This window comes from Desulfovibrio gilichinskyi (genome assembly GCF_900177375.1).
Taxonomy (GTDB): domain Bacteria; phylum Desulfobacterota; class Desulfovibrionia; order Desulfovibrionales; family Desulfovibrionaceae; genus Maridesulfovibrio; species Maridesulfovibrio gilichinskyi.
This window is the reverse complement of the sequence record NZ_FWZU01000003.1, coordinates 444,236-462,627: the sequence shown is the minus strand read 5'-3', so window position 1 is coordinate 462,627 and position 18,392 is coordinate 444,236. Positions and strand designations below refer to the sequence as shown.

The window sequence follows — 18,392 nt, the reverse complement described above, 5'->3', positions numbered from 1 at the left end:
TTAGCTTGAGAAATATTAAGTGAGTGAAACCTATTTAAGCTTCCTCGTAAAATCACGAATAGTAAGTTCAATAGTTGGGATACCGTTAAATTTGTCTATTTTAGGAGAGAATGCGAAGCGCATTTTCTTGCCGATTAACTCAGACCCCAGCTTTTCAGCCAAACGCCATGCTTTCGCAGGCATTCTGCGGGTTCTGTCTAAATCAGCTATGGTAAGTTTTACGTGTTCTTTACCCATTGGCCTGCGTTCTAAAACTTCTACCGGGGGAGTTGTAAAAACAGGCTCGGGATTTCCCATACCGAAAGGTTGCATAAGTTCAAGCTCTTTGAGCAGAACATAATCTATATTTTCCAGAGGTAATTCCTTATCTACTTTCAGCGTAGGCTTAAGCGGCTCAGTCCCGACAACATCTACAACCGCTTTATCAAATTTTTCATTAAATGATTTAAAATTTGCTGCCGGAAAAGACATGCCTGCCGCAAGCTTATGCCCACCGAAATTAGTAAATAATTCAGACATCCCGGTCAGAGCTTCGTGCATATGAAATTCACGGATAGAACGGGCGGAACCTTTGATAACTCCATCATCCTCACACAGCATTACAGTCGGGCGGTAATACTTCTCCACAACTCGCGATGCTACAATTCCGATAATTCCCGGATGCCAATCCTTTGAAAATAATACCAGACCGGCGCGATTATGCGGCGGCTTTGATTGAGTCTCAGCCTGAGCCAGAGCTTCTTTAAGGATCTTGTCTTCTTCTGCACGACGCTCAGAATTTAACGCATCAAGTTCTTTTGCAATAGGACGGGCTGTTTCCATATCAACTGCAAGCAAAAGCTTAAGAGCCTTACCGGGGTCACCCATCCTGCCGGATGCATTTATGCGCGGAGCAAGTCCGAAACCGACTTGTCCGGCTCCGATTGCGGCAAACATATCATACCCGCTGACAACTTTGAGAGCTGCCAGTCCGGGCCGTTTTGCCTCTTTCAAAAGAAGTAATCCGTTTTTAACCAAAATACGGTTGTGCCCTTGCAGTTCCACGACATCGGCAATGGTTCCAAGGGCTACAAAATCAAGATACTCCCTGAGATCGGCAGGTTCACCCGGAAGAAGTCTGTTCATCTGCGCCATAAGCATAAAGGCCACGCCGACCCCTGCCAAAGTGGCACAAGAACAGTCATAGGATTTACCGTTCATAGAAGTGATACGCGGATTGCAGACAGCGGCAGCCGGAGGTAACACTTCACTCGGCAAATGATGATCAGAAACAACAACAGTCATTCCCATTTCATTTGCAGCAGCTATTTCCACATTATTACTTATGCCGCAGTCGACAGTAAGCAGAAGCTCGACCCCTTCATCACTAAGCTTTTTAAGCTGAGGAATATTAAGCCCGTATCCTTCTTCAATTCGATTCGGTAGATGATAAGCACATTCAAAACCGCGAGATTCAAGAAAAGATATTACGAGAGCTGTGGAGGTTATGCCGTCAACATCATAGTCGCCCCACACCGCAAACTTTTTACCATCAGTAAGCCCCTTGACCAGTACATTCGCGGCTTCTTCAATACCGGGTACTTCTGTAGGTTTACATAAGTTTCTAAGCCCCGGAGACAGAAAAAAATCCATCTCGCTGCGAGTATGAAAGCCTCTGTTCCATAATATTTCAGCTAAAAGTTCAGTAATACCTAACTCCGCCGCCAATGATGTTAATGACGAAGGCAATTCCTCTTCACTTCTCAGCTTCCAGATGGATGGCAAATCAAACTCCGTTATTCTTTGTGAGGTAAGTCTTTAAGGTGCGGCTGTTTATTGCGGTTAAAAACTAATCGTCAAATCTGGGATTGGACCTTTTATGCTTTTTTTCTTTTTTGTAATAGGATTAACAACGTTTTCAGATTGAACGACTTTGTCCTTTCCGTAGACGATATCCTGCATATACTTTAAAAAAAGACCGGCTTCTTCATGGTTAGGATTAATCTTAAGACTTTTGTTAAGGTATTTCAGGCAGCCGTCAATATCTGATTTTTCAAAATAGGCACGAGCAATATTGAGGCATAAATTATCATCTTTTTTGCAGAGACTTTCAGCTTTGCGATAATACTTCAAAGCCTGGTCAAGCATGCCGTTTTTGCGAAGGCCCATCCCGAATTCATTGAATAAATGTTTATGCTCCGGTTCATATATCGCCTCAAGATTAATCAGACGATTAAAAAGAGCTCCAGCTCTTTCAGTTTCACCGCGGTCAAGATATGTCAGTCCCAAACCAAAATTTGCCCTGATATTATACTTATCAATTTTTACAGCAGAATTGAATTCATACTCCGCGCTGTAATTTTCAGAAAGGTCACGGTGGTGCTCACCACGCTTGATTGTGGCTTCAAGTTCCATAATTTTAGGCAGAACAACATCAGCGTAATATTCAGGCTCAGGTTCAAAATTATCCCAAAATTCAGCTTTACTCACAGTATGTTTAATCCCCGAAGGAACATCATTACTGTTTAAAGGCTGAACCTCAAAGACATCCCCTGCAAGTTCCTTTACAAACAAGTAGGTCTTTTGCATGATTTTTTTGGTCGTAGTCCCTATTCCGACTTTTGATCTAGTCATAGTAGAAAAAACACCAGTAATTTCATTTTTATGTCCGGTAGACATTTTACCGTCCAACCTCCAACTAAGAGTTCATTTCAGCAACAATTCTGCGAGCAGCTTCGGCCGGATTATCTGCGCCGGTAATAGGTCTGCCCACAACTAAAAAGTTTGACCCTCTACTTACTGCTTGAGCCGGGGTAACAACTCTGCGCTGGTCATCTGAGACGGACGCAGGTCTGATTCCCGGGGTCAAGCATAAGAAATCGCTTCCGCACTTCTCTTTGACAGACTCAACTTCAAGTCCGGAACAGACAACTCCGTCAAGACCAGCCTGCGAAGAAGCAAGTGCTAAATCAAGCACAACTTCGCCGATTCCGTTAGGAACGGCAAAAGGCAGATCTTCTTCACTCATACTTGTAAGCACTGTAATGGCCATAAGCAATGGCCCTTCGCCGCCGACAGCAGCTTCAGCCCTGCCTTCACGTGCGGCAATGGCCATGCGCTCTCCGCCCATAGCATGCAGACTGAGCATGTCGGCTCCGGCAAGAGTCGCTGAACGAACAGCACCTTTTACGGTATTGGGGATATCAAAAAATTTAAGATCGATAAAAACTTTAAACCCCATTTCCTTAAACGTGGTCACGATATGAGGCCCTTCTGCACAAAAAAGTTCAAGACCTACTTTTACCCATGGAGCAACTCCGCGGACTTTTTCGGCCATGGCTATGGCAGATTTTGCATCTTTAAAATCTAAGGCGACTACCAATTCAGACATACTACTCCCAGGTGCTTAATATACTTTCTAGAAGTCCCGGATTTGTACAGGGACGGTTTTTTCCGGCAAGATAAATTGATCTCAACTCAAAATAAGCCTTTTCAAGATCATCATTGACGATCCAGAACTGAAATTGAGGAGCTGAGGCCATTTCACTCATGGCATTTCTGAGTCTGCGCCCGATAACCTCTGCAGAATCGGTATTCCGACCTTCAAGACGAGCTTTAAGTTCAGCATAAGACGGAGGCATCAAAAAGACAAATATCGCATCCGGCATTGTTTCCATGAGCTGCATGGCTCCCTGAAAATCAATGTCAAAAAGAATATCCATTCCTTTAAACAACATTTTCTCAACAGGTCTTTTCGGAGTTCCATAGAAATTACCATGAACTTCGGCCCATTCAGCAAATTCTCCGCCATCGCGTTTTGCCATAAATTCTTCAACAGATAAAAAATAATATTCTCTACCATGCGCCTCGCCCGGTCTGGGTTCACGCGTGGTGCAGGAGATAGAAAATCCGACTTCCTGAAAATCACTGCGAAGACTCTTCACAAGCGTGCTTTTACCAGTGCCTGATGGCGCGCAAAGCACCAGAACCTGTCCTTTTCGTGGGGGGAAAGGATTATCACTCACTATCAGCTTCTCCAGATGTATAACGATGTCCGATGGTTTCCGCCTGTATAGCTGAAAGGATTACATGGTTGGAATCCATAACTATAATAGATCTAGTTTTACGTCCCTGCGTTGCATCGACAAGACGGCCTTCCTGCCTTGCATCTTCACGAAGCCTACGCATCGGAGAAGATGAAGGATTAACAATGGTAATTACGCGGCTGGAAACCACGTAATTACCAAAACCAATATTGAGTAATGTCTGCTTTTGCATTTCAGATATAATTATTCGATGTTTTGAACCTGCTCACGGCATTTTTCAAGCTCAGCCTTAAATTCAACAACAACACGGCTGACTTCTGCATCCTGACACTTGTTACCGCAGGTGTTAATTTCTCTGAATGTTTCCTGTAGCAGAAAATCAAGCCTCTTACCCGCATCATTGTCACTGCGTAAGACTTCAAAGATGCGGTCAAGATGAGCATCGAGACGGGTTGCTTCTTCTGATACATCAAGCTTATCAGTAAGAATAGCAACTTCCTGAATCATTCTGTCTTCTGAATATTCAGCTCCTAAAGTTTCCATCATGCTGGCCACTCTTTCAATAAGAGCGGCACGTCTTGCTTCAAGTATTTCAGGAACTTTAATTTTTACGCTTTCACCGTATTCTTTGAGCAGAGTAAAACGTTCTTCAAGATCTTTAACAAGATCCGCTCCCTCAGCTTCTCTTGATTCCCGCCAGTTGGCAAGGGCGCCTTCAAGTCCGGCAGTAATGCTTGCTGCAAGCTTTGGATCAGGCTCACTCAAAGCATCTCTCCACAAAGAAGAAAGTCCGAAAAGTTTATTATAATCAGGAGTGAAAGCAACTCCGTCAGCTTCGGCCATTTCACGAACCTGATTGATCATAGCTTCAGCCTGAAGTTTATTCAAACCTATTCCCATAAGTTCTGCGCTGAAAACTTCAAGGTTTAAAGAAATATCAACTCTACCGCGGGAACCGTATTTTCTGACAAGTTTTTCCCAGCGGGCTTCATAGCCGCGCAGAAAACCGGGAAGTCTCCATTTCAGATCAAGGTAACGTGAATTTACACTGCGTATTTCCCAGCAATGGCTCCATTTATCTTCAGTAGTCTCAAAACGTCCGAATCCAGTCATGCTAACAGGCATTTGTGCCTCCTTCGTTTAAATATCATTCAAGCAGTATACGTACGGGCTGCGCATCAATTTTATAAGAACAAATTCACTATAACATTAAGGTTCTAAAAGCCGAACCAGCAACTTATCTTCCAAAACTTTTACAGGAACCACTTTCACTAGTTCACGCGGAACTATTCCTTCAAAACTATTTTCCAATTCGCATGTAGAATAAAACTCACAAATTCCTTTATCCTTATCCTGAAAAAGAACATTCAATGAATCAAACTTGGAAATTTTGTGTAAAAATTTACTTTTTTTCTCTTCGACAAGTGCGCGAAGTTTTGCCCCGCGTTCTTTTTTAACAGAGCTTGAAAGCTGCCCTTTCATCTTTGCCGCAGCTGTTCCCGGTCTGATTGAATACGGAAAAACATGCGCGTACGTTAAAGGAAGCTTTCGGCAGAATTCAAGAGTATTATTGAACTCATCCTCAGTTTCCCCCGGGAAACAAGTTAAAATATCAGCTCCAAGACCGAAAACAGGCCATATTTTGCTAAGTTCTTCGGTAAAGAGAAGCGCATCTTCAGCTTTGTAATGTCCTCTTCCCATCCTTTTTAAAACAGAATCATCTCCGCTCTGCAAAGACAAATGCAGCTGCGGGCATATCAATTTAGAAGAGGAAAAAATTTCAAGGGCACGATCTTTAAGCTGTCCCGGTTCCAGTGAGCTGATTCGCAGTCTGGCTTTTGTGCCCCACTCTGCGCCGAACTCTTTTTCAATCCTTTCCATGAGATCCCAGAAATCAAGGTGATCCTTGAATTCCCGTCCATAATGACTGAGGTTGATACCGCTGATCACCATTTCTCTGAATCCGGCATCCAGAAGTCTTTGAATCTCACTTATGATATCTTCCATTTTCCTGCTGACGCTGGGGCCGCGGGTAATTGGAACTATGCAATAGGTACAGCGGTGCGAACAGCCGTCCTGAACTTTAACAACAGCTCTTGCCCGTTGGTAATCTTTAATCTCAAACGGCTGAAAAATTGTTGTACTGCCTGAAACTTCGCCGTTAATCTCAGCTTTATCCCTATCGCCGAGCCTTAAAATATCCGCTTTACGATCTTGGGGAATAACTTCACTTACACCGGGAAGTTTTTTTAAATCTTCGGCAAAAACCTGCGCGGCGCATCCTGTAATTATAATATCAGCTTCAGGATTACGGCGATTTATTCTACGAACCAACTGTCGCAAATCACTCAAGGCCGAAGCAGTTACAGCGCACGAATTAATCACGACCTCGTGAGCCTGCGCATCGTTTAAAGCCAGCTCAAAACCCATCTGTTCCCAACGCTGACGAATTGATTCGCTTTCATATTGGTTGATCTTGCAACCAAGGGTGGTAATCCAAAATTTTTTCATATTTATATCCGATCCATTTCAATCATATATCATGGAGGCCCAAGATATTAAACAAGTTTACTTTTTAGTGTTAAACCCGCCCCTTAGCACCGTGACTCTGGATTTTAACGCCTTTCTTAAAGCGATAGGATTTGCCGTGATCTTTCTTCAAAACAGGTTCAGGTAGAACAGGCTCAGGCTTAGCCATTTTATAATCAAAATTTTCAAGATGATGTAAGGAAAGATGCCCGCCGATTAATTTATCGATCTCTTCAACCTGCTTAATGTCTTCATCTGCCGCGAAAAGAAAGATCACACCTTTTTTGCCGTCAATATCAGCCTTTTCTATACGATGTTCATATATTTCAGTAGTATCCGGCATATCATAATTAATGACATGCGTAATGGATGAGCATTCGATACTGCAGGCAGCGAGATCGGTTGCGACCATAATTTTAAATTCTCCGGATTTAAATCCGTCTAAAACAATCTTCCGCTTACTTTGAGACAAATCACCGTGAAGCGAGACCGCATTCAACCCTGCTTTTATAAGCCTTGCTCCAAGCCGGTCAGCCCAGCGTCTTGTTCTGACGAAAACAAGAACACTTTCAAATTCAATATCTTCAAGTAAGGCTTTTAAAAATTCCTGCTTAAGATGCACGGGAACAGGACAGCAGATATGCTTTACAGTTTCAACAGGCGCAGTGTTGGCTATTTGAAATATTTTCGGATCTTTTAGGACCGCTGCAGAAAGGCTGCTCACGCCTGAAGGCAGTGTTGCGGAAAACATTAAATTCTGACGATTCTTTGAAAGCTTAGTGAGAATAGACTTGATCTCGAAAGAAAAACCCTGCTCAAGCAGGCAGTCAACATCGTCAAGAACAATGGTATCAACCTGCGACAAATCAACTTCGGCCCGGTTAATCAGTTCCATGAGTCTGTCAGGACCGGCTACAAGCACGGTCACATGGAAAAGATCTTTCAGTTTGGTCTGCTTTACTAATTCAGAATCATCGGCGCTGAAAACTGCGCCGCAGCGTATTCCGGTCTGCTTGCCGAGTGAAATAAACTTTTCATGAATTTTTATAACCTGTGCAGAGCCTGGAGCAAGCACCAAAACACGCACAGGACCGCGTGTATGGGCTTCGGAATTGATTAAACGCTGGAGAACAGGCAGCACAAAAGCAGAGGTTTTTCCGGTTCCGGACTGAGTTAACCCGAGTACATCATAGCCTTCCAAAATTGCGGGAATAGCTTTTACCTGAACAGAGGTCGGAGAGCTGTAACCGGTCGCACGAATGCCTGAAGCTATGCGGGAGTCAAAGCAAAACGATTCAAAATTCAAGTATTTCTCCGTTATCTTATTAAAGTTACAGCGCGCCCTTCACGGTGTCAAACAGCTATACGCTCAGTCACGCGAGCGCGCGGACTATCATATATTTATTGCACACTGTAAAGCTAAATGGGAGTGCTATAAATATAAAGAATCTCCTCCGACATACCATAAAATATGCAGGAGGAGATTCAAAAATTTGTAAATATTAATATTTAAGGCAAGTTACTTTGACAACTGAAACAGATATTTTTTACCACCTGCGTGACAGACGTTCGCGTGCCCATTCCGCCATATACGGCAGCAGTTCCTCGCCAAGCTGATGAAGAGGAACAATACTTCCTTCTATTATAATACCCTGCGGCAGAAGCTGCATATCATGGTATTCTTTAGGCCCCAGAAAAGCCGTGTTTTTTGCAAGCAGCACAGAAACATTCATTTCAGAACAAAAGGCTATCAATCCTTCCGGAAAAAATCCGGCATCTTTGATATTTTCACCTACAGTTCTAAAGAGAGTGCTGCAAATTGCTACTAAATGTTCACGACGCAAGGGTTGATGCATTGCGGCAACGTTTTCATTTGAGACAAATGTAATCTGTTTGTCCTTCAAAAATTCATAATTTCGACTGTCCCGGGCATCAGCAAGAATAATCTCGGCAATACCCAGCTCTTTAAAAATTTTATAACTCTGCAATCCGACCATTTTATCATATTCTATCCCGAAAAGATTAATATTTTCAAACCCCAGTCTGCGGGCATGGATATGCTGTGCAAGGAGTAAAATTCCTGTTCCGGTCCCGATATCAAGCCCGACATATTCATTTGAATCAATTAAATTCGGAGAAATTTTATGGGTGATAATAGAACGTATAATATGACTTGTTTTTGGAATATCAGCGAGCATTCGGAGAGAAAATGACCACTGACGCAGATAATTCATAAGTTCAATGTCATCATCAGGTTCGTTAAGACTGCGATGCCGGCTGAACATCTCGCAAAGAGAGCTTACTTCTTCCAGCGGAACAACTTCATCAAAACTGCCCTTATGAACATAACAATAAAAAAATTTGAGAACCATTCCCATAACCATGGGATCGGTTACAACAACAGAAGGATCACTCATCATGCTTACATCTTTCAGCAATGATCTTTCAGCATAAAATGACGGATCGATGACCATATCCTGAATAAATTTATTCTGATGACCAGCCTTCTCTACTTCCGCGGCGATATGTTCATGCATATCTATCTCCCCTTGCAACCATCAATATGTTAATCAGGCAGGCTTTGCCTTTCCTCTTCGCACATTGCATAGACCGTACCCAATCTTTTATGATATTTACATAAAGCGAAATTTTATATATTTATCATTATATTTTGGTATGTTGTTTGTCTAAATTTATTTTAGACTCTCATAAAAAAAGGTCGTCTTCAAAATTGAAAACGACCTTAATGGGAAATAAATTCACCCTGACAGCAGCTCTTCTTGTGAGAAAAGATTTCGCCTTATTTTTAAAAACTCCTGAAAGCCCCTCCTGAGGGATATCTGCGTCTTATGGAATCCACCACATCAAGATGTGCCTTGAAAGGATTCAGCGGTTCCAAAACTTCAGGAAGCGGCTTAAGATCATGCTGCGGAAATCTTTCAATATGCAGATTATACCCGCGAATCATTAAATTTTCGAGGTTGACGCTGTCCAGAACATTGTACGCAAGCAAAGTTTCGAGAGCTTTATCATTACCGGACATTTCATATTCATTCCATAAAAGAACTGCAAAATACCCATCGAGCCCTTCCGCATCTCCGCGATCCATACCGAAATAATGTTCAATCCCCTTAAGACCACCGGTAATCCCTAGCGACCGGAAGACAAATCGCAAATCAATATGGGCTGCTTTAACCTTTATACCGAAGTACTTTTCAATAAACGGGACATCAAAACATTTTCCATTAAAACTTACTATCATCGAATACTTGGCAATCTCATCTTCAAAATCATAAAGATTGCGCCCTTGAACGTAAGTTTTAACGTCATGCCCGTTCCATAACGCGATAGTTGTAATATCACAGCTATGAGAATCTGTTCCGGTGGTTTCTATATCTATATATGCAATGTTCTTTCTAAAATGAGGAAAAAGACGCCATTGATCCGAGGCAGGAAGCCTTTCCGCAAACCAGACGGGATCACATTTTTCAAGTCTGTCCAGAGATTCACTGCACCCCTTCTCAAGCTCGTTCACCTTAGCAGAGGAAAAAGGTATTTCAATTCCGGCAAGAATATCCTTCCAATGACTTACTCCGGATTCCCAAATTTTTGCTTCGGACGCGGCTCCGATTCCTTTAAGATGACAAAAAGTCCTTTCGAGCATTTCACAAACCTTTTATTAAGCAATGTTATCACATACGTTACAATAACCATTTATTCTGGAGGTGAATAGCCGTAATGACCATTATAGTCCAGAGCAAACCGACATTGACAATTTAACGGTCCGGCAACTACATAGATACATAATAAGTATAAATTTTAGCGTACTCATATATTCACAACAGGATATCAATAATGGATAAATTAAACCTTCAGCTCTTGTTAGACAAAATAAATACAGTGATCGTAGCCCCGGTTATGAAAATTTTTAAGACCATGCCTCCGGAGTCTATACCCATCATACTTGCAGCTGCCGGAGCCTTAGCTTTACTTGCTTCGCTTGTTGCTTATCTCATAATCCGACCTTCTTCAAAAAAACAAAGCAGCGAAACTTCCGGCAAAGAAAAGTTGATATCAAGTTTCAAAGATAACGGCGTAATCTTGGACATTGCTCTTCCTGATGCGCATGAAAATGTTCTGGCAAGAGCTGTTATTACGGACATAAAAGAGGACAGATTAAGCTTAGAAATAGTTTACGATATGGGTCTGTCGGAGCAACAGGAATCCGGCCGGATACTGCTGATGTTCCCACCGGAGAAAACAGCAACAGGAACAGTTAACAGCTTCAAAGTAACAATAGCGACTCTTCAATGTAAAAAAGAAGGATGCAGCAGATTAAGCACAACTCTTCCACAAGCTTTTTCAGCAGTTATCCGCCGCCGTCATAAGCGCAAAAAAGTTATCGATCAACAATTCATACGGGTTAAAATATGGCTAGGAAAGCCGGATACAGATGATGCTTCGTTTGCGGATTCCATTCCTGATCTGGCTGTTAATTCGTATGACCCAAGATCCGGCGGTCATGAAGACAATGAAGTTATTAATATTTCGAACGGTGGGCTAGCAATCAGCACGCCTCTCATCTTAAGCGAAAATAAATTTGATACGGATACGGATGTGCTTATCAATATTTTTATGTTCAATTTTCGACAAAAAATATTCAAACCTTATTGGTATGCAGGTAAAATACGCACGGTTGAAAATATCAACAGAGCATCATGCAGACTTGGTGTGGGTTTCACCATGAGTGGAACCATACGGGATGAAAATGAACAATTTATTGATTGGGTTAAAATTTAATTCATTACACCAGACGATAAACCCCGACCGGAATATAATTCCTGCCGGGGCTAATCATGTCGTACCGTCATCTACCGCATAAAGATTAGACTAAAAACCTGTTTGCGAAGTTATCCAACCTTATTGATAAACATATTTGTCATGCGAGGAGTCCCCTTAGCAGCGCCGAGATACCCCTTAAACCTGACATTTTCTTTCTTGGTCCGGCCCAAATCAGCTTTAAGTGAAGCATGCAGCTTCTTCGCTTCTGTAGTCAGCTGTCCCTGAAGAGACTTGAGCTTTTCGATCCTGCTGAGTACATCATTAAGACTTACGCTTGCTTTAGTTTCAAGGGCCTGACTGGTGTAAAGACCTCTTTTTTCAGCAGCCTCAAAAGCTTCATCAACGTCTCCGGCCAGCAGGAGCTTGAGTTCCTTATGGCCGAGATCCAAAGCCTGATCCAAAAGATGTAGTGTGTCAGCCATAATAATTACCTCTTTGCAGCCTCTCTGATATCTTCACGAATTGCGGAAATAACGTTCTTCCACTTTTCAACTGAAGGCAGAAATTCATATTCAAGTAGGTCTGCAAGTAAAATCCAGTCTTCGTTTTCAAGTACTTCAGTCATTTCAGTGAAAAGACTGGAAAATTCTTCCAGTACAACACCGAAGCCATTGCTGTCTTTAAGAGAAAAGTTATCTCTGAGGCTGCCCAGCATATTGAGAAAATCTCTGGTTACATCAAGTAGATCCTGATATAATTCAAGAGCTTCTGCATCATCTGCCTGCCTGAAAAGTTCTGCTACCTGCTTACCGCCGCCAGCCATAATGTTAACGACTTTATACAGTTCAATGGTAATGCTGCTTGCAATTTCAACGGTTGAAGCACTCTTGATTTCAAGGCTTTCAATTTCGGTAGTTTCAATATCCTCGGATTGGTTGGGGTAAATTTCGCTGAATGGTTCATCATTTACAAAAACATCAGTTACAATGCGGTCAGCAAGAAAACCCTGTTCCAATACACTGTCAAAAACTTGCTCAAGATTTTCAAAACTTCTAACATCCAAGTCCTTTTTCTGCCCATCGATGACGATCATGATTAATCTCCTTCTAAAATTAGGTACGTAATTATTTCCGGTTGGTCCGGTACACAGGAGATTATACAAGAGTTGTGCCAATTTTATTCAAAAGAGACATAAAGCGCAGAGACAAGCCCCATGTAACGACTTAAAAGAAGCGCAAGTCCATCCATTGTATCATTCGCTCTGGACTCAAAATACCAAAGAGAAGAAAGGACTGTAAGCTCAGGGCATGAAGACAAAATATCCTGTATTTTTTGAAAGTTAGCCAAAAATTTAACCTTAAGATTTTCCATAGGATTGTCTTGCAAAAGCTGCGCTTGTTTACTCAGCAGAAAGAGAATATCCCGTGCTTCTGAAAGCGGCCTTACAAGTCTTAAACGAAATTCAAGTGAAGGAGGTTCGCCATGCAGTGTCAGTGCAGAAATATCTTCATCGTCAAGAAAACGACGATATAGTTCACGTTGAAGCATTATCCATTTATAGCGGTCAGTATCATTGTGGTCTGAACGCGACGTCAGGGACATAAAACCAAGTTCATCCCGTCCGGTGAGATATAAACGGGCTCCCTTCAAGGTTGAAGCTTCCCATACTCCTTTAGTAATGAACTTAGAGACCGCCTCAAAAACGGCATCTGCGCTAACCTCATACCGGCACATATTATCATGTGGACAGGGGACTCCAAACGGGCAGGGATGACAATCAACATCGGGTTCCAGACAAAGCGAGTTGACTGCCGCCGGTCCTGTATCCCAAGGCTGAGCTGTAGCCAGAAAAATCGCAGCAACAGGTGTTCCAGCTCCGGCGGCAAGATGCATTGTTCCGGTATCGTTTGTCACAAGCACATCAAGCTTGCCAAGCACTGCAGCAAGTTCAGGGAGGCCGGTTTTACCCATCAAATTTACGGACGGAAAAGAAGCTCCTTCAAGAATTCTGTCTCCGAGATGTCGTTCTCCTTTGGTTCCTAGAAGCACAGGAACCTTCCGCAGTTCTTTCCATAACCGTTCGCCAAGTTCTCTGAAATATTTAACTGGCCAGCGTCTGCGTTCTTCACTTGCTCCTGGTTGAAAGCCTACGTATCCTTCTGCTCCGTCTATAGTTTCAGCAAAAAGTATGTCAGATGCCACCTTCATTTCAGGTGAAGGATCAGCAAGTTTAAAAGGAACTGTATTCCCGAGTCCGGCTACCCTGCTGAAAAGATCAACAACGTTAAAGGGACTGGCCCCTCTGTTAGCCGAAGCGACTTGAAGAAATCCTGCCCACGGAGTGGTATCAGCGTTAAAACCGAAACTGTCCACGGCAAAACCGCGCAGTTCCCGCACCTTTCCCTCCATTCGGCTAAACCGCATTGCCAGCAGACGTGCAGGAAGTGACGGGGTTAAGTTCACTATTAGATCAGGATCAATCTGCTCCAGCACTTCAGCGCAAAATATTTCAAAAAGCTTTAAGGATTCCCGCCAGTCACGGTCAAGAGCGGCAAGAACAGAAGCTCCCGGCAAGGCAAAAGTTAAAGAAACATCCCGCATAAGATCCGTTGTTCCGGCAAAATTTTCAAGACACATGATGCTGGTCTCATATCCGTTTTGCACAAGGCCGGAAACCACAGGTTGAGTTTGGAGTAAATCTCCGAAACGCGTAAGATTTATGACAAGAGCTTTCATCGGGTAAAACTTCCTTTTTTCATCTTTTTTAGACTATTATACTCTGATAACACCAGTCTACAGACTCGGGCAAGGGTTACAAGTCTCCATTAACGGCATCTTGTTTAGGTGAACGGGCCTTTCACTCCGCCAAACGGTACTCCATTCAACCCCTGATTTTAATAATGCCGTTTATCGAAAAGCGTGTGCATCACCTTGGAAAAACGTATATAACTAACTCATCTGGTCAAAAGAACTGTTATACAGGCGGCTGACCGAATACAACTTCTTTACATAAACAGGCATCTGCAAAAACTCTCAGGAGGTCCGGGACATGAATGAAGAAAATAAAATTGAAAGCCTTTCCACTGAACACAGAATTTTTAACCCTCCGACCAACCCGACTGCATGTGTAAAAAGCCTTGAAGAATATAAAGCCATTTATGATCGTTCCATCAACGATATGGATGGATTCTGGGCTGAACGCGCAGAGGAACTCCTCACATGGGACCGTAAATGGGACACTGTCCTTGAATATGATTTCGACAAACCTGAAATCAAATGGTTTGAAGGCGGAAAGCTCAATGCCTCTGCAAACTGCCTTGACCGTCATCTGGAAAATGGACGCCGTAACAAAGCAGCCCTTATCTGGCAGGGTGAGCAGGACAATGAGGTAAAAGTTTACACATACGATATGCTTCATCGTGAAGTTTGCCGGTTTGCAAATGTGCTTAAAAAGCTTGGCGTTGAAAAAGGTGATCGTGTTTCAATCTATCTGCCCATGATTCCGGAACTGGCCATTGCCATGCTGGCCTGTACCAGAATTGGAGCTCCTCACACAATCATTTTTGCAGGCTTCAGCTCCAACAGCCTTCGTGACCGCATCAATGACTGCGGCGTAAAAGTTCACATCACAGGTGACGGAGTTCTAAGAGGCGGCAGAGTCATTCCTTTGAAACCTAATTCAGATGAAGCTCTTAAAGAATGCCCCACGGTTGAACAATGTGTTGTTGTCCCGAGAGCAGGCAATGAAGTTAACATGGTTGAAGGGAGAGATCACCTGTGGGCAGATCTTATGTCCGACCCGGATATAACCGACAACTGTCCTTATGAGCTGATGGATTCGGAAGATCCTCTCTTTATCCTCTACACTTCCGGCAGTACCGGAAAACCGAAAGGTGTTTTCCACACAACCGGCGGTTACATGACTTACGCAGCACACACCTGCCAGTGGGTCTTCGACCTTAAAGACGACGATGTTCATTGGTGTACAGCGGATATCGGCTGGGTAACCGGACATTCATATATTGTATACGGCCCGCTCGCTCTCGGAGCGACCAGTGTAATGTTTGAATCTGTACCCACCTACCCTGACCCGGCAAGATTCTGGCAGATCTGTGAAAAATTCAGAGTTAATATTTTCTACACAGCACCTACGGCCATTCGCGCACTGATGCGTGAAGGCGATCAATGGACTGAAAAATATGATCTCTCCAGCCTGCGCATTCTGGGAACAGTCGGCGAACCGATCAATCCTGAGGCATGGATGTGGTATCATAACCAGATAGGCGGGGGAAAACTCCCTATCGTAGACACATGGTGGCAGACCGAAACAGGTGGGCATGTTCTCTCTCCGCTGCCATACGCCACACCACTCAAACCGGGGTCCGCAACACTACCGCTGCCCGGTATTGATGCCGCGATTGTGGACAGACACGGCAATGAAGTCGGACCGAATGAAGGCGGATTCCTTGTTATCAGAAAACCGTGGCCCGGAATGCTTCGGGGTGTCTGGGGCAATCAGGAAAGATTCAAGCAACAATACTTCCAGGGATTCCCCGGCGTATATGAATCCGGTGACGGAGCACGCAGAGACGAAGACGGCTATTTCTGGATCATGGGTCGCGTTGATGACGTTATCAATGTATCAGGTCACAGGCTCGGAACAGCCGAAATCGAATCGGCTCTGGTTTCACATCCAGCTGTTTCAGAAGCAGCAGTTGTCGGAATGCCGCATGAAATTAAAGGGCAATCTATTTATGCTTACGTGACTCTCAAGGCTGAATTCGATGAAGGCGAAGATATCACCAAGGAACTGCGCAATCATGTCCGCAAAGAAATCGGACCTCTGGCCGCACCGGAAGTGATTCAGTTCTCACCGTCACTGCCTAAAACCAGAAGCGGTAAAATCATGCGCAGAATTCTTCGTAAGATTGTTGAAGGTGACACTGCAAATCTCGGTGACACTTCAACACTGGCTGATCCGTCAGTAGTCACAGCTCTTATCGAAGGTTACCATGAAATTATGAATTCTAAATAAATCTTAAATATTCCGGATCAGGCCGGGAGTTCGTAAGGCTTTTGCATATTGGAAGGTGGCAGCAAAAGTAATATGAACCCCGGCTTTTTTATGCCCGGCGTAATTATCATGCAAAATTATCATGTTCACACTTGCAAAGCTTATTCTAACTGCTACTATATAGGTATAGAACTTTTACAAATAAGGAGTACCCAGTGAGACGTGAGATAGGTCAAATTTTTAAAGGGGAACCTGTTACTGAAGGGGCAGGTGTAAAGCTGCATCGTGCTTTCGGATATTTTGAAGCATCTCTTTTTGATCCATTTCTGATGCTGGATGATTTCCGTTCGCATAATCCGGAAGATTACATCAAAGGTTTCACGTGGCATCCTCATCGGGGAATAGAAACCATAACCTATATTCACAGTGGTGATGTAGAGCATGGCGACAGTCTCGGTAATAAAGGGATAATTTCATCAGGCAGTGTGCAATGGATGACTGCCGGAAGTGGAATTATTCATCAGGAAATGCCCAAGGGAGATGAAAACGGTTCCATGCTGGGATTTCAGTTATGGGCAAATCTTCCTGCGTCTCATAAGATGATTGAGCCCTGCTACCGCGAAATAGGCAAAGATGAAGTTCCGGAAATTGTACGAGAAAACGGTACTAAAATAAAAATTATTGCAGGTACTGTTGACGGTATAAAAGGCCCGGCGCGCAATATTGCCATTGATCCTGAATACCTTGACTGCCGCGTTCCGGCAGGACTAGAATTTGTTCATCCGACAAACAGAGAATACACCGTTTTTATTTATGTAATAGATGGGCAGGGAACCGTAAACGGTTCCGAAGTTAAAAACCGCTCACTTGTTCTGTTTGATAAAGGTGATGAGCTGGCCGTAACCGCCGGCAAAGAAGGTTTGCGCTTTCTGCTCATTTCCGGCAAACCATTAAATGAACCTATCTTCTGGCGCGGTCCTATAGTTATGAACTCCATGGAAGAGTTGGATCTGGCATTTAAAGAGTATAAGGACGGAACATTTATAAAACACAACCCATAGGGAGGATAATATCATGGATTTTAAGGATATTTTAATAAAAAGAAGAGCTGTTAACTTTTTTGACCCTGACCGCAACGTAGAAGAATCCCTCTTAAAAGCGGTTATCGAAGATGCAGCCAAAGCGCCTTCAAGTTATAACCTCCAACCTTGGAAGCTTATGGTGCTAAGAGACCAAGCCGAAAAAGCAAAGCTCCAAGCCCTTGCTTTTGACCAGCCTAAAGTGAGCGAAGCTCCAGTCACACTTATTGTTCTGGCTGACCGTGACGGATGGAAAGAAGAAAGCAGCACCCTGAAAGCTGTCTTCAAAGACCTTGTTGCTTCCGGAAAAATGCAACTGGAACAAAAGGAATGGTTCGCAGGAGTAACGCAGGGATTATACGGAAGAAGCGATGAAGCTGCGCAGGCTTTTGCCAATAAAAATGCAGGGTTATTCTGCATGTCACTTATGTATGCGGCATCTGAACATGGCCTGCAAACTCACCCCATGGATGGTTTCGATCATGACGGAGTAAAAAAAGCCTTCAATATACCTGACAATTACTGGATTCCTATGCTCATTGCCGTTGGATACTTGAAACCGGGAATTGAAGTTTATCCCAAAGCATGGCGGCAATCTTACGAAGAAATGGTTATAAAATAGCAAACACACATTTTAAAGCGGCTCTGATACATTCAGGGCCGCTTTTTTAAGACAAGCAAAATAGTTTCAACCTCTTTATCATAAAAGATTCCTACCACTGTTTTCCCTTTCATTATAAAACCTGTCCATGGCCCCGTAAACGGCTTTAATATTACGATGGATGGTATACAAAATATGCTCCCCGCCATCCTCCAGATTATCCTGCCCGTTCACCGAAAAAGAGATGCATAAGTCTTTTTACTGTGCTTTACTCCATAAATAAGGAGACTTTTGCAGCAAAAAGTGATTGTACACACCTCTGGAAAAGGAATGGCTAACAACAACACTTGAACTGTAAAAAT

At 43.3% G+C, this 18,392-nt stretch carries 17 protein-coding genes; 4 read left to right on the top strand and 13 right to left on the bottom strand.

Going from position 1 to position 18,392, the window contains the following annotated elements:
• Window positions 1-30: 30 nt before the first annotated feature.
• The 10 genes from recJ to B9N78_RS10490 form a co-directional block, all read right to left on the bottom strand.
• Window positions 31-1,764, bottom strand: coding sequence for a single-stranded-DNA-specific exonuclease RecJ (gene recJ / locus B9N78_RS10535; RefSeq protein ID WP_085101996.1), 1,734 nt, complete (start codon window positions 1,762-1,764; stop codon window positions 31-33).
• A 57-nt stretch (window positions 1,765-1,821) separates the two neighbouring features.
• Window positions 1,822-2,658 carry a tetratricopeptide repeat protein gene (locus tag B9N78_RS10530; RefSeq protein ID WP_085101994.1) on the bottom strand — a complete coding sequence of 279 codons (837 nt, stop codon included), beginning with the start codon at window positions 2,656-2,658 and terminating at the stop codon, window positions 1,822-1,824.
• Window positions 2,659-2,677: 19 nt separating this feature from the next.
• The gene (gene pyrF / locus B9N78_RS10525; RefSeq protein WP_085101992.1) at window positions 2,678-3,370 is read right to left on the bottom strand and encodes an orotidine-5'-phosphate decarboxylase; all 693 of its coding nucleotides are present in this window, start codon (window positions 3,368-3,370) and stop codon (window positions 2,678-2,680) included.
• Window position 3,371: 1 nt separating this feature from the next.
• Window positions 3,372-4,004, bottom strand: a complete 633-nt coding sequence (gene gmk, locus B9N78_RS10520; RefSeq protein WP_085101990.1) for a guanylate kinase — start codon at window positions 4,002-4,004, stop codon at window positions 3,372-3,374.
• Window positions 3,997-4,257, bottom strand: a complete 261-nt coding sequence (locus B9N78_RS10515; RefSeq protein WP_085101988.1) for a DUF370 domain-containing protein — start codon at window positions 4,255-4,257, stop codon at window positions 3,997-3,999. The genes gmk and B9N78_RS10515 overlap by 8 nt, the downstream gene beginning before the upstream one ends.
• 11 nt (window positions 4,258-4,268) lie before the next feature.
• The gene (locus B9N78_RS10510) at window positions 4,269-5,150 is read right to left on the bottom strand and encodes a YicC/YloC family endoribonuclease (protein ID WP_085101986.1); all 882 of its coding nucleotides are present in this window, start codon (window positions 5,148-5,150) and stop codon (window positions 4,269-4,271) included.
• A gap of 84 nt (window positions 5,151-5,234) precedes the next feature.
• A complete protein-coding gene (gene mtaB, locus B9N78_RS10505; RefSeq protein ID WP_085101984.1) occupies window positions 5,235-6,536 on the bottom strand; it encodes a tRNA (N(6)-L-threonylcarbamoyladenosine(37)-C(2))-methylthiotransferase MtaB in 1,302 nt (433 codons plus the stop codon).
• Window positions 6,537-6,606: 70 nt separating this feature from the next.
• Window positions 6,607-7,860, bottom strand: coding sequence for a DEAD/DEAH box helicase (locus B9N78_RS10500; RefSeq protein WP_085101982.1), 1,254 nt, complete (start codon window positions 7,858-7,860; stop codon window positions 6,607-6,609).
• A 241-nt stretch (window positions 7,861-8,101) separates the two neighbouring features.
• A complete protein-coding gene (locus tag B9N78_RS10495) occupies window positions 8,102-9,091 on the bottom strand; it encodes a hypothetical protein (RefSeq protein ID WP_085101980.1) in 990 nt (329 codons plus the stop codon).
• A 269-nt stretch (window positions 9,092-9,360) separates the two neighbouring features.
• Window positions 9,361-10,218 (bottom strand): ribonuclease H-like domain-containing protein, encoded by an 858-nt coding sequence (locus B9N78_RS10490; protein WP_085101978.1) that lies wholly within the window; start codon window positions 10,216-10,218, stop codon window positions 9,361-9,363.
• A 191-nt stretch (window positions 10,219-10,409) separates the two neighbouring features.
• Between B9N78_RS10490 and B9N78_RS10485 the strand changes: the two genes are divergently transcribed.
• Window positions 10,410-11,354: a PilZ domain-containing protein gene (locus B9N78_RS10485; RefSeq protein WP_085101976.1), complete on the top strand. Its 945-nt coding sequence runs from the start codon at window positions 10,410-10,412 to the stop codon at window positions 11,352-11,354.
• Window positions 11,355-11,464: 110 nt separating this feature from the next.
• On the opposite strand, the gene B9N78_RS10480 is transcribed toward B9N78_RS10485, so the two are convergent.
• The 3 genes from B9N78_RS10480 to B9N78_RS10470 form a co-directional block, all read right to left on the bottom strand.
• Window positions 11,465-11,818 (bottom strand): hypothetical protein, encoded by a 354-nt coding sequence (locus B9N78_RS10480; RefSeq protein ID WP_085101974.1) that lies wholly within the window; start codon window positions 11,816-11,818, stop codon window positions 11,465-11,467.
• Window positions 11,819-11,823: 5 nt separating this feature from the next.
• The gene (locus B9N78_RS10475) at window positions 11,824-12,429 is read right to left on the bottom strand and encodes a DUF8043 domain-containing protein (RefSeq protein WP_085101972.1); all 606 of its coding nucleotides are present in this window, start codon (window positions 12,427-12,429) and stop codon (window positions 11,824-11,826) included.
• Window positions 12,430-12,512: 83 nt separating this feature from the next.
• Entirely contained in the window at window positions 12,513-14,072 is a 1,560-nt protein-coding gene (locus B9N78_RS10470) for a glycosyltransferase family 9 protein (RefSeq protein WP_085101970.1), read from the bottom strand.
• A 313-nt stretch (window positions 14,073-14,385) separates the two neighbouring features.
• Here B9N78_RS10470 and acs point away from each other — a divergent pair, with 313 nt between their 5' ends.
• The 3 genes from acs to B9N78_RS10455 all read left to right on the top strand — a co-directional run bounded on the left by acs (window position 14,386) and on the right by B9N78_RS10455 (window position 18,051).
• Window positions 14,386-16,371 (top strand): acetate--CoA ligase, encoded by a 1,986-nt coding sequence (gene acs / locus B9N78_RS10465; protein WP_085101968.1) that lies wholly within the window; start codon window positions 14,386-14,388, stop codon window positions 16,369-16,371.
• 194 nt (window positions 16,372-16,565) lie between these two features.
• Window positions 16,566-17,411 carry a pirin family protein gene (locus B9N78_RS10460; protein ID WP_085101965.1) on the top strand — a complete coding sequence of 282 codons (846 nt, stop codon included), beginning with the start codon at window positions 16,566-16,568 and terminating at the stop codon, window positions 17,409-17,411.
• 13 nt (window positions 17,412-17,424) lie between these two features.
• A complete protein-coding gene (locus B9N78_RS10455; protein WP_085101963.1) occupies window positions 17,425-18,051 on the top strand; it encodes a nitroreductase family protein in 627 nt (208 codons plus the stop codon).
• Window positions 18,052-18,392: the final 341 nt, after the last annotated feature.

Excerpts from the sequence above, each read along its gene's own strand:
- B9N78_RS10530 (WP_085101994.1), bottom strand. The coding sequence starts at position 2,658 with ATGTCTACCGGACATAAAAATGAAATTACTGGTGTTTTTTCTACTATG.
- pyrF (WP_085101992.1), bottom strand. The coding sequence starts at position 3,370 with ATGTCTGAATTGGTAGTCGCCTTAGATTTTAAAGATGCAAAATCTGCC.
- B9N78_RS10515 (WP_085101988.1), bottom strand. The coding sequence starts at position 4,257 with ATGCAAAAGCAGACATTACTCAATATTGGTTTTGGTAATTACGTGGTT.
- B9N78_RS10510 (WP_085101986.1), bottom strand. The coding sequence starts at position 5,150 with ATGCCTGTTAGCATGACTGGATTCGGACGTTTTGAGACTACTGAAGAT.
- mtaB (WP_085101984.1), bottom strand. The coding sequence starts at position 6,536 with ATGAAAAAATTTTGGATTACCACCCTTGGTTGCAAGATCAACCAATAT.
- B9N78_RS10495 (WP_085101980.1), bottom strand. The coding sequence starts at position 9,091 with ATGCATGAACATATCGCCGCGGAAGTAGAGAAGGCTGGTCATCAGAAT.
- B9N78_RS10490 (WP_085101978.1), bottom strand. The coding sequence starts at position 10,218 with ATGCTCGAAAGGACTTTTTGTCATCTTAAAGGAATCGGAGCCGCGTCC.
- B9N78_RS10485 (WP_085101976.1), top strand. The coding sequence starts at position 10,410 with ATGGATAAATTAAACCTTCAGCTCTTGTTAGACAAAATAAATACAGTG.
- B9N78_RS10480 (WP_085101974.1), bottom strand. The coding sequence starts at position 11,818 with ATGGCTGACACACTACATCTTTTGGATCAGGCTTTGGATCTCGGCCAT.
- B9N78_RS10475 (WP_085101972.1), bottom strand. The coding sequence starts at position 12,429 with ATGATCGTCATCGATGGGCAGAAAAAGGACTTGGATGTTAGAAGTTTT.
- B9N78_RS10470 (WP_085101970.1), bottom strand. The coding sequence starts at position 14,072 with ATGAAAGCTCTTGTCATAAATCTTACGCGTTTCGGAGATTTACTCCAA.
- acs (WP_085101968.1), top strand. The coding sequence starts at position 14,386 with ATGAATGAAGAAAATAAAATTGAAAGCCTTTCCACTGAACACAGAATT.
- B9N78_RS10455 (WP_085101963.1), top strand. The coding sequence starts at position 17,425 with ATGGATTTTAAGGATATTTTAATAAAAAGAAGAGCTGTTAACTTTTTT.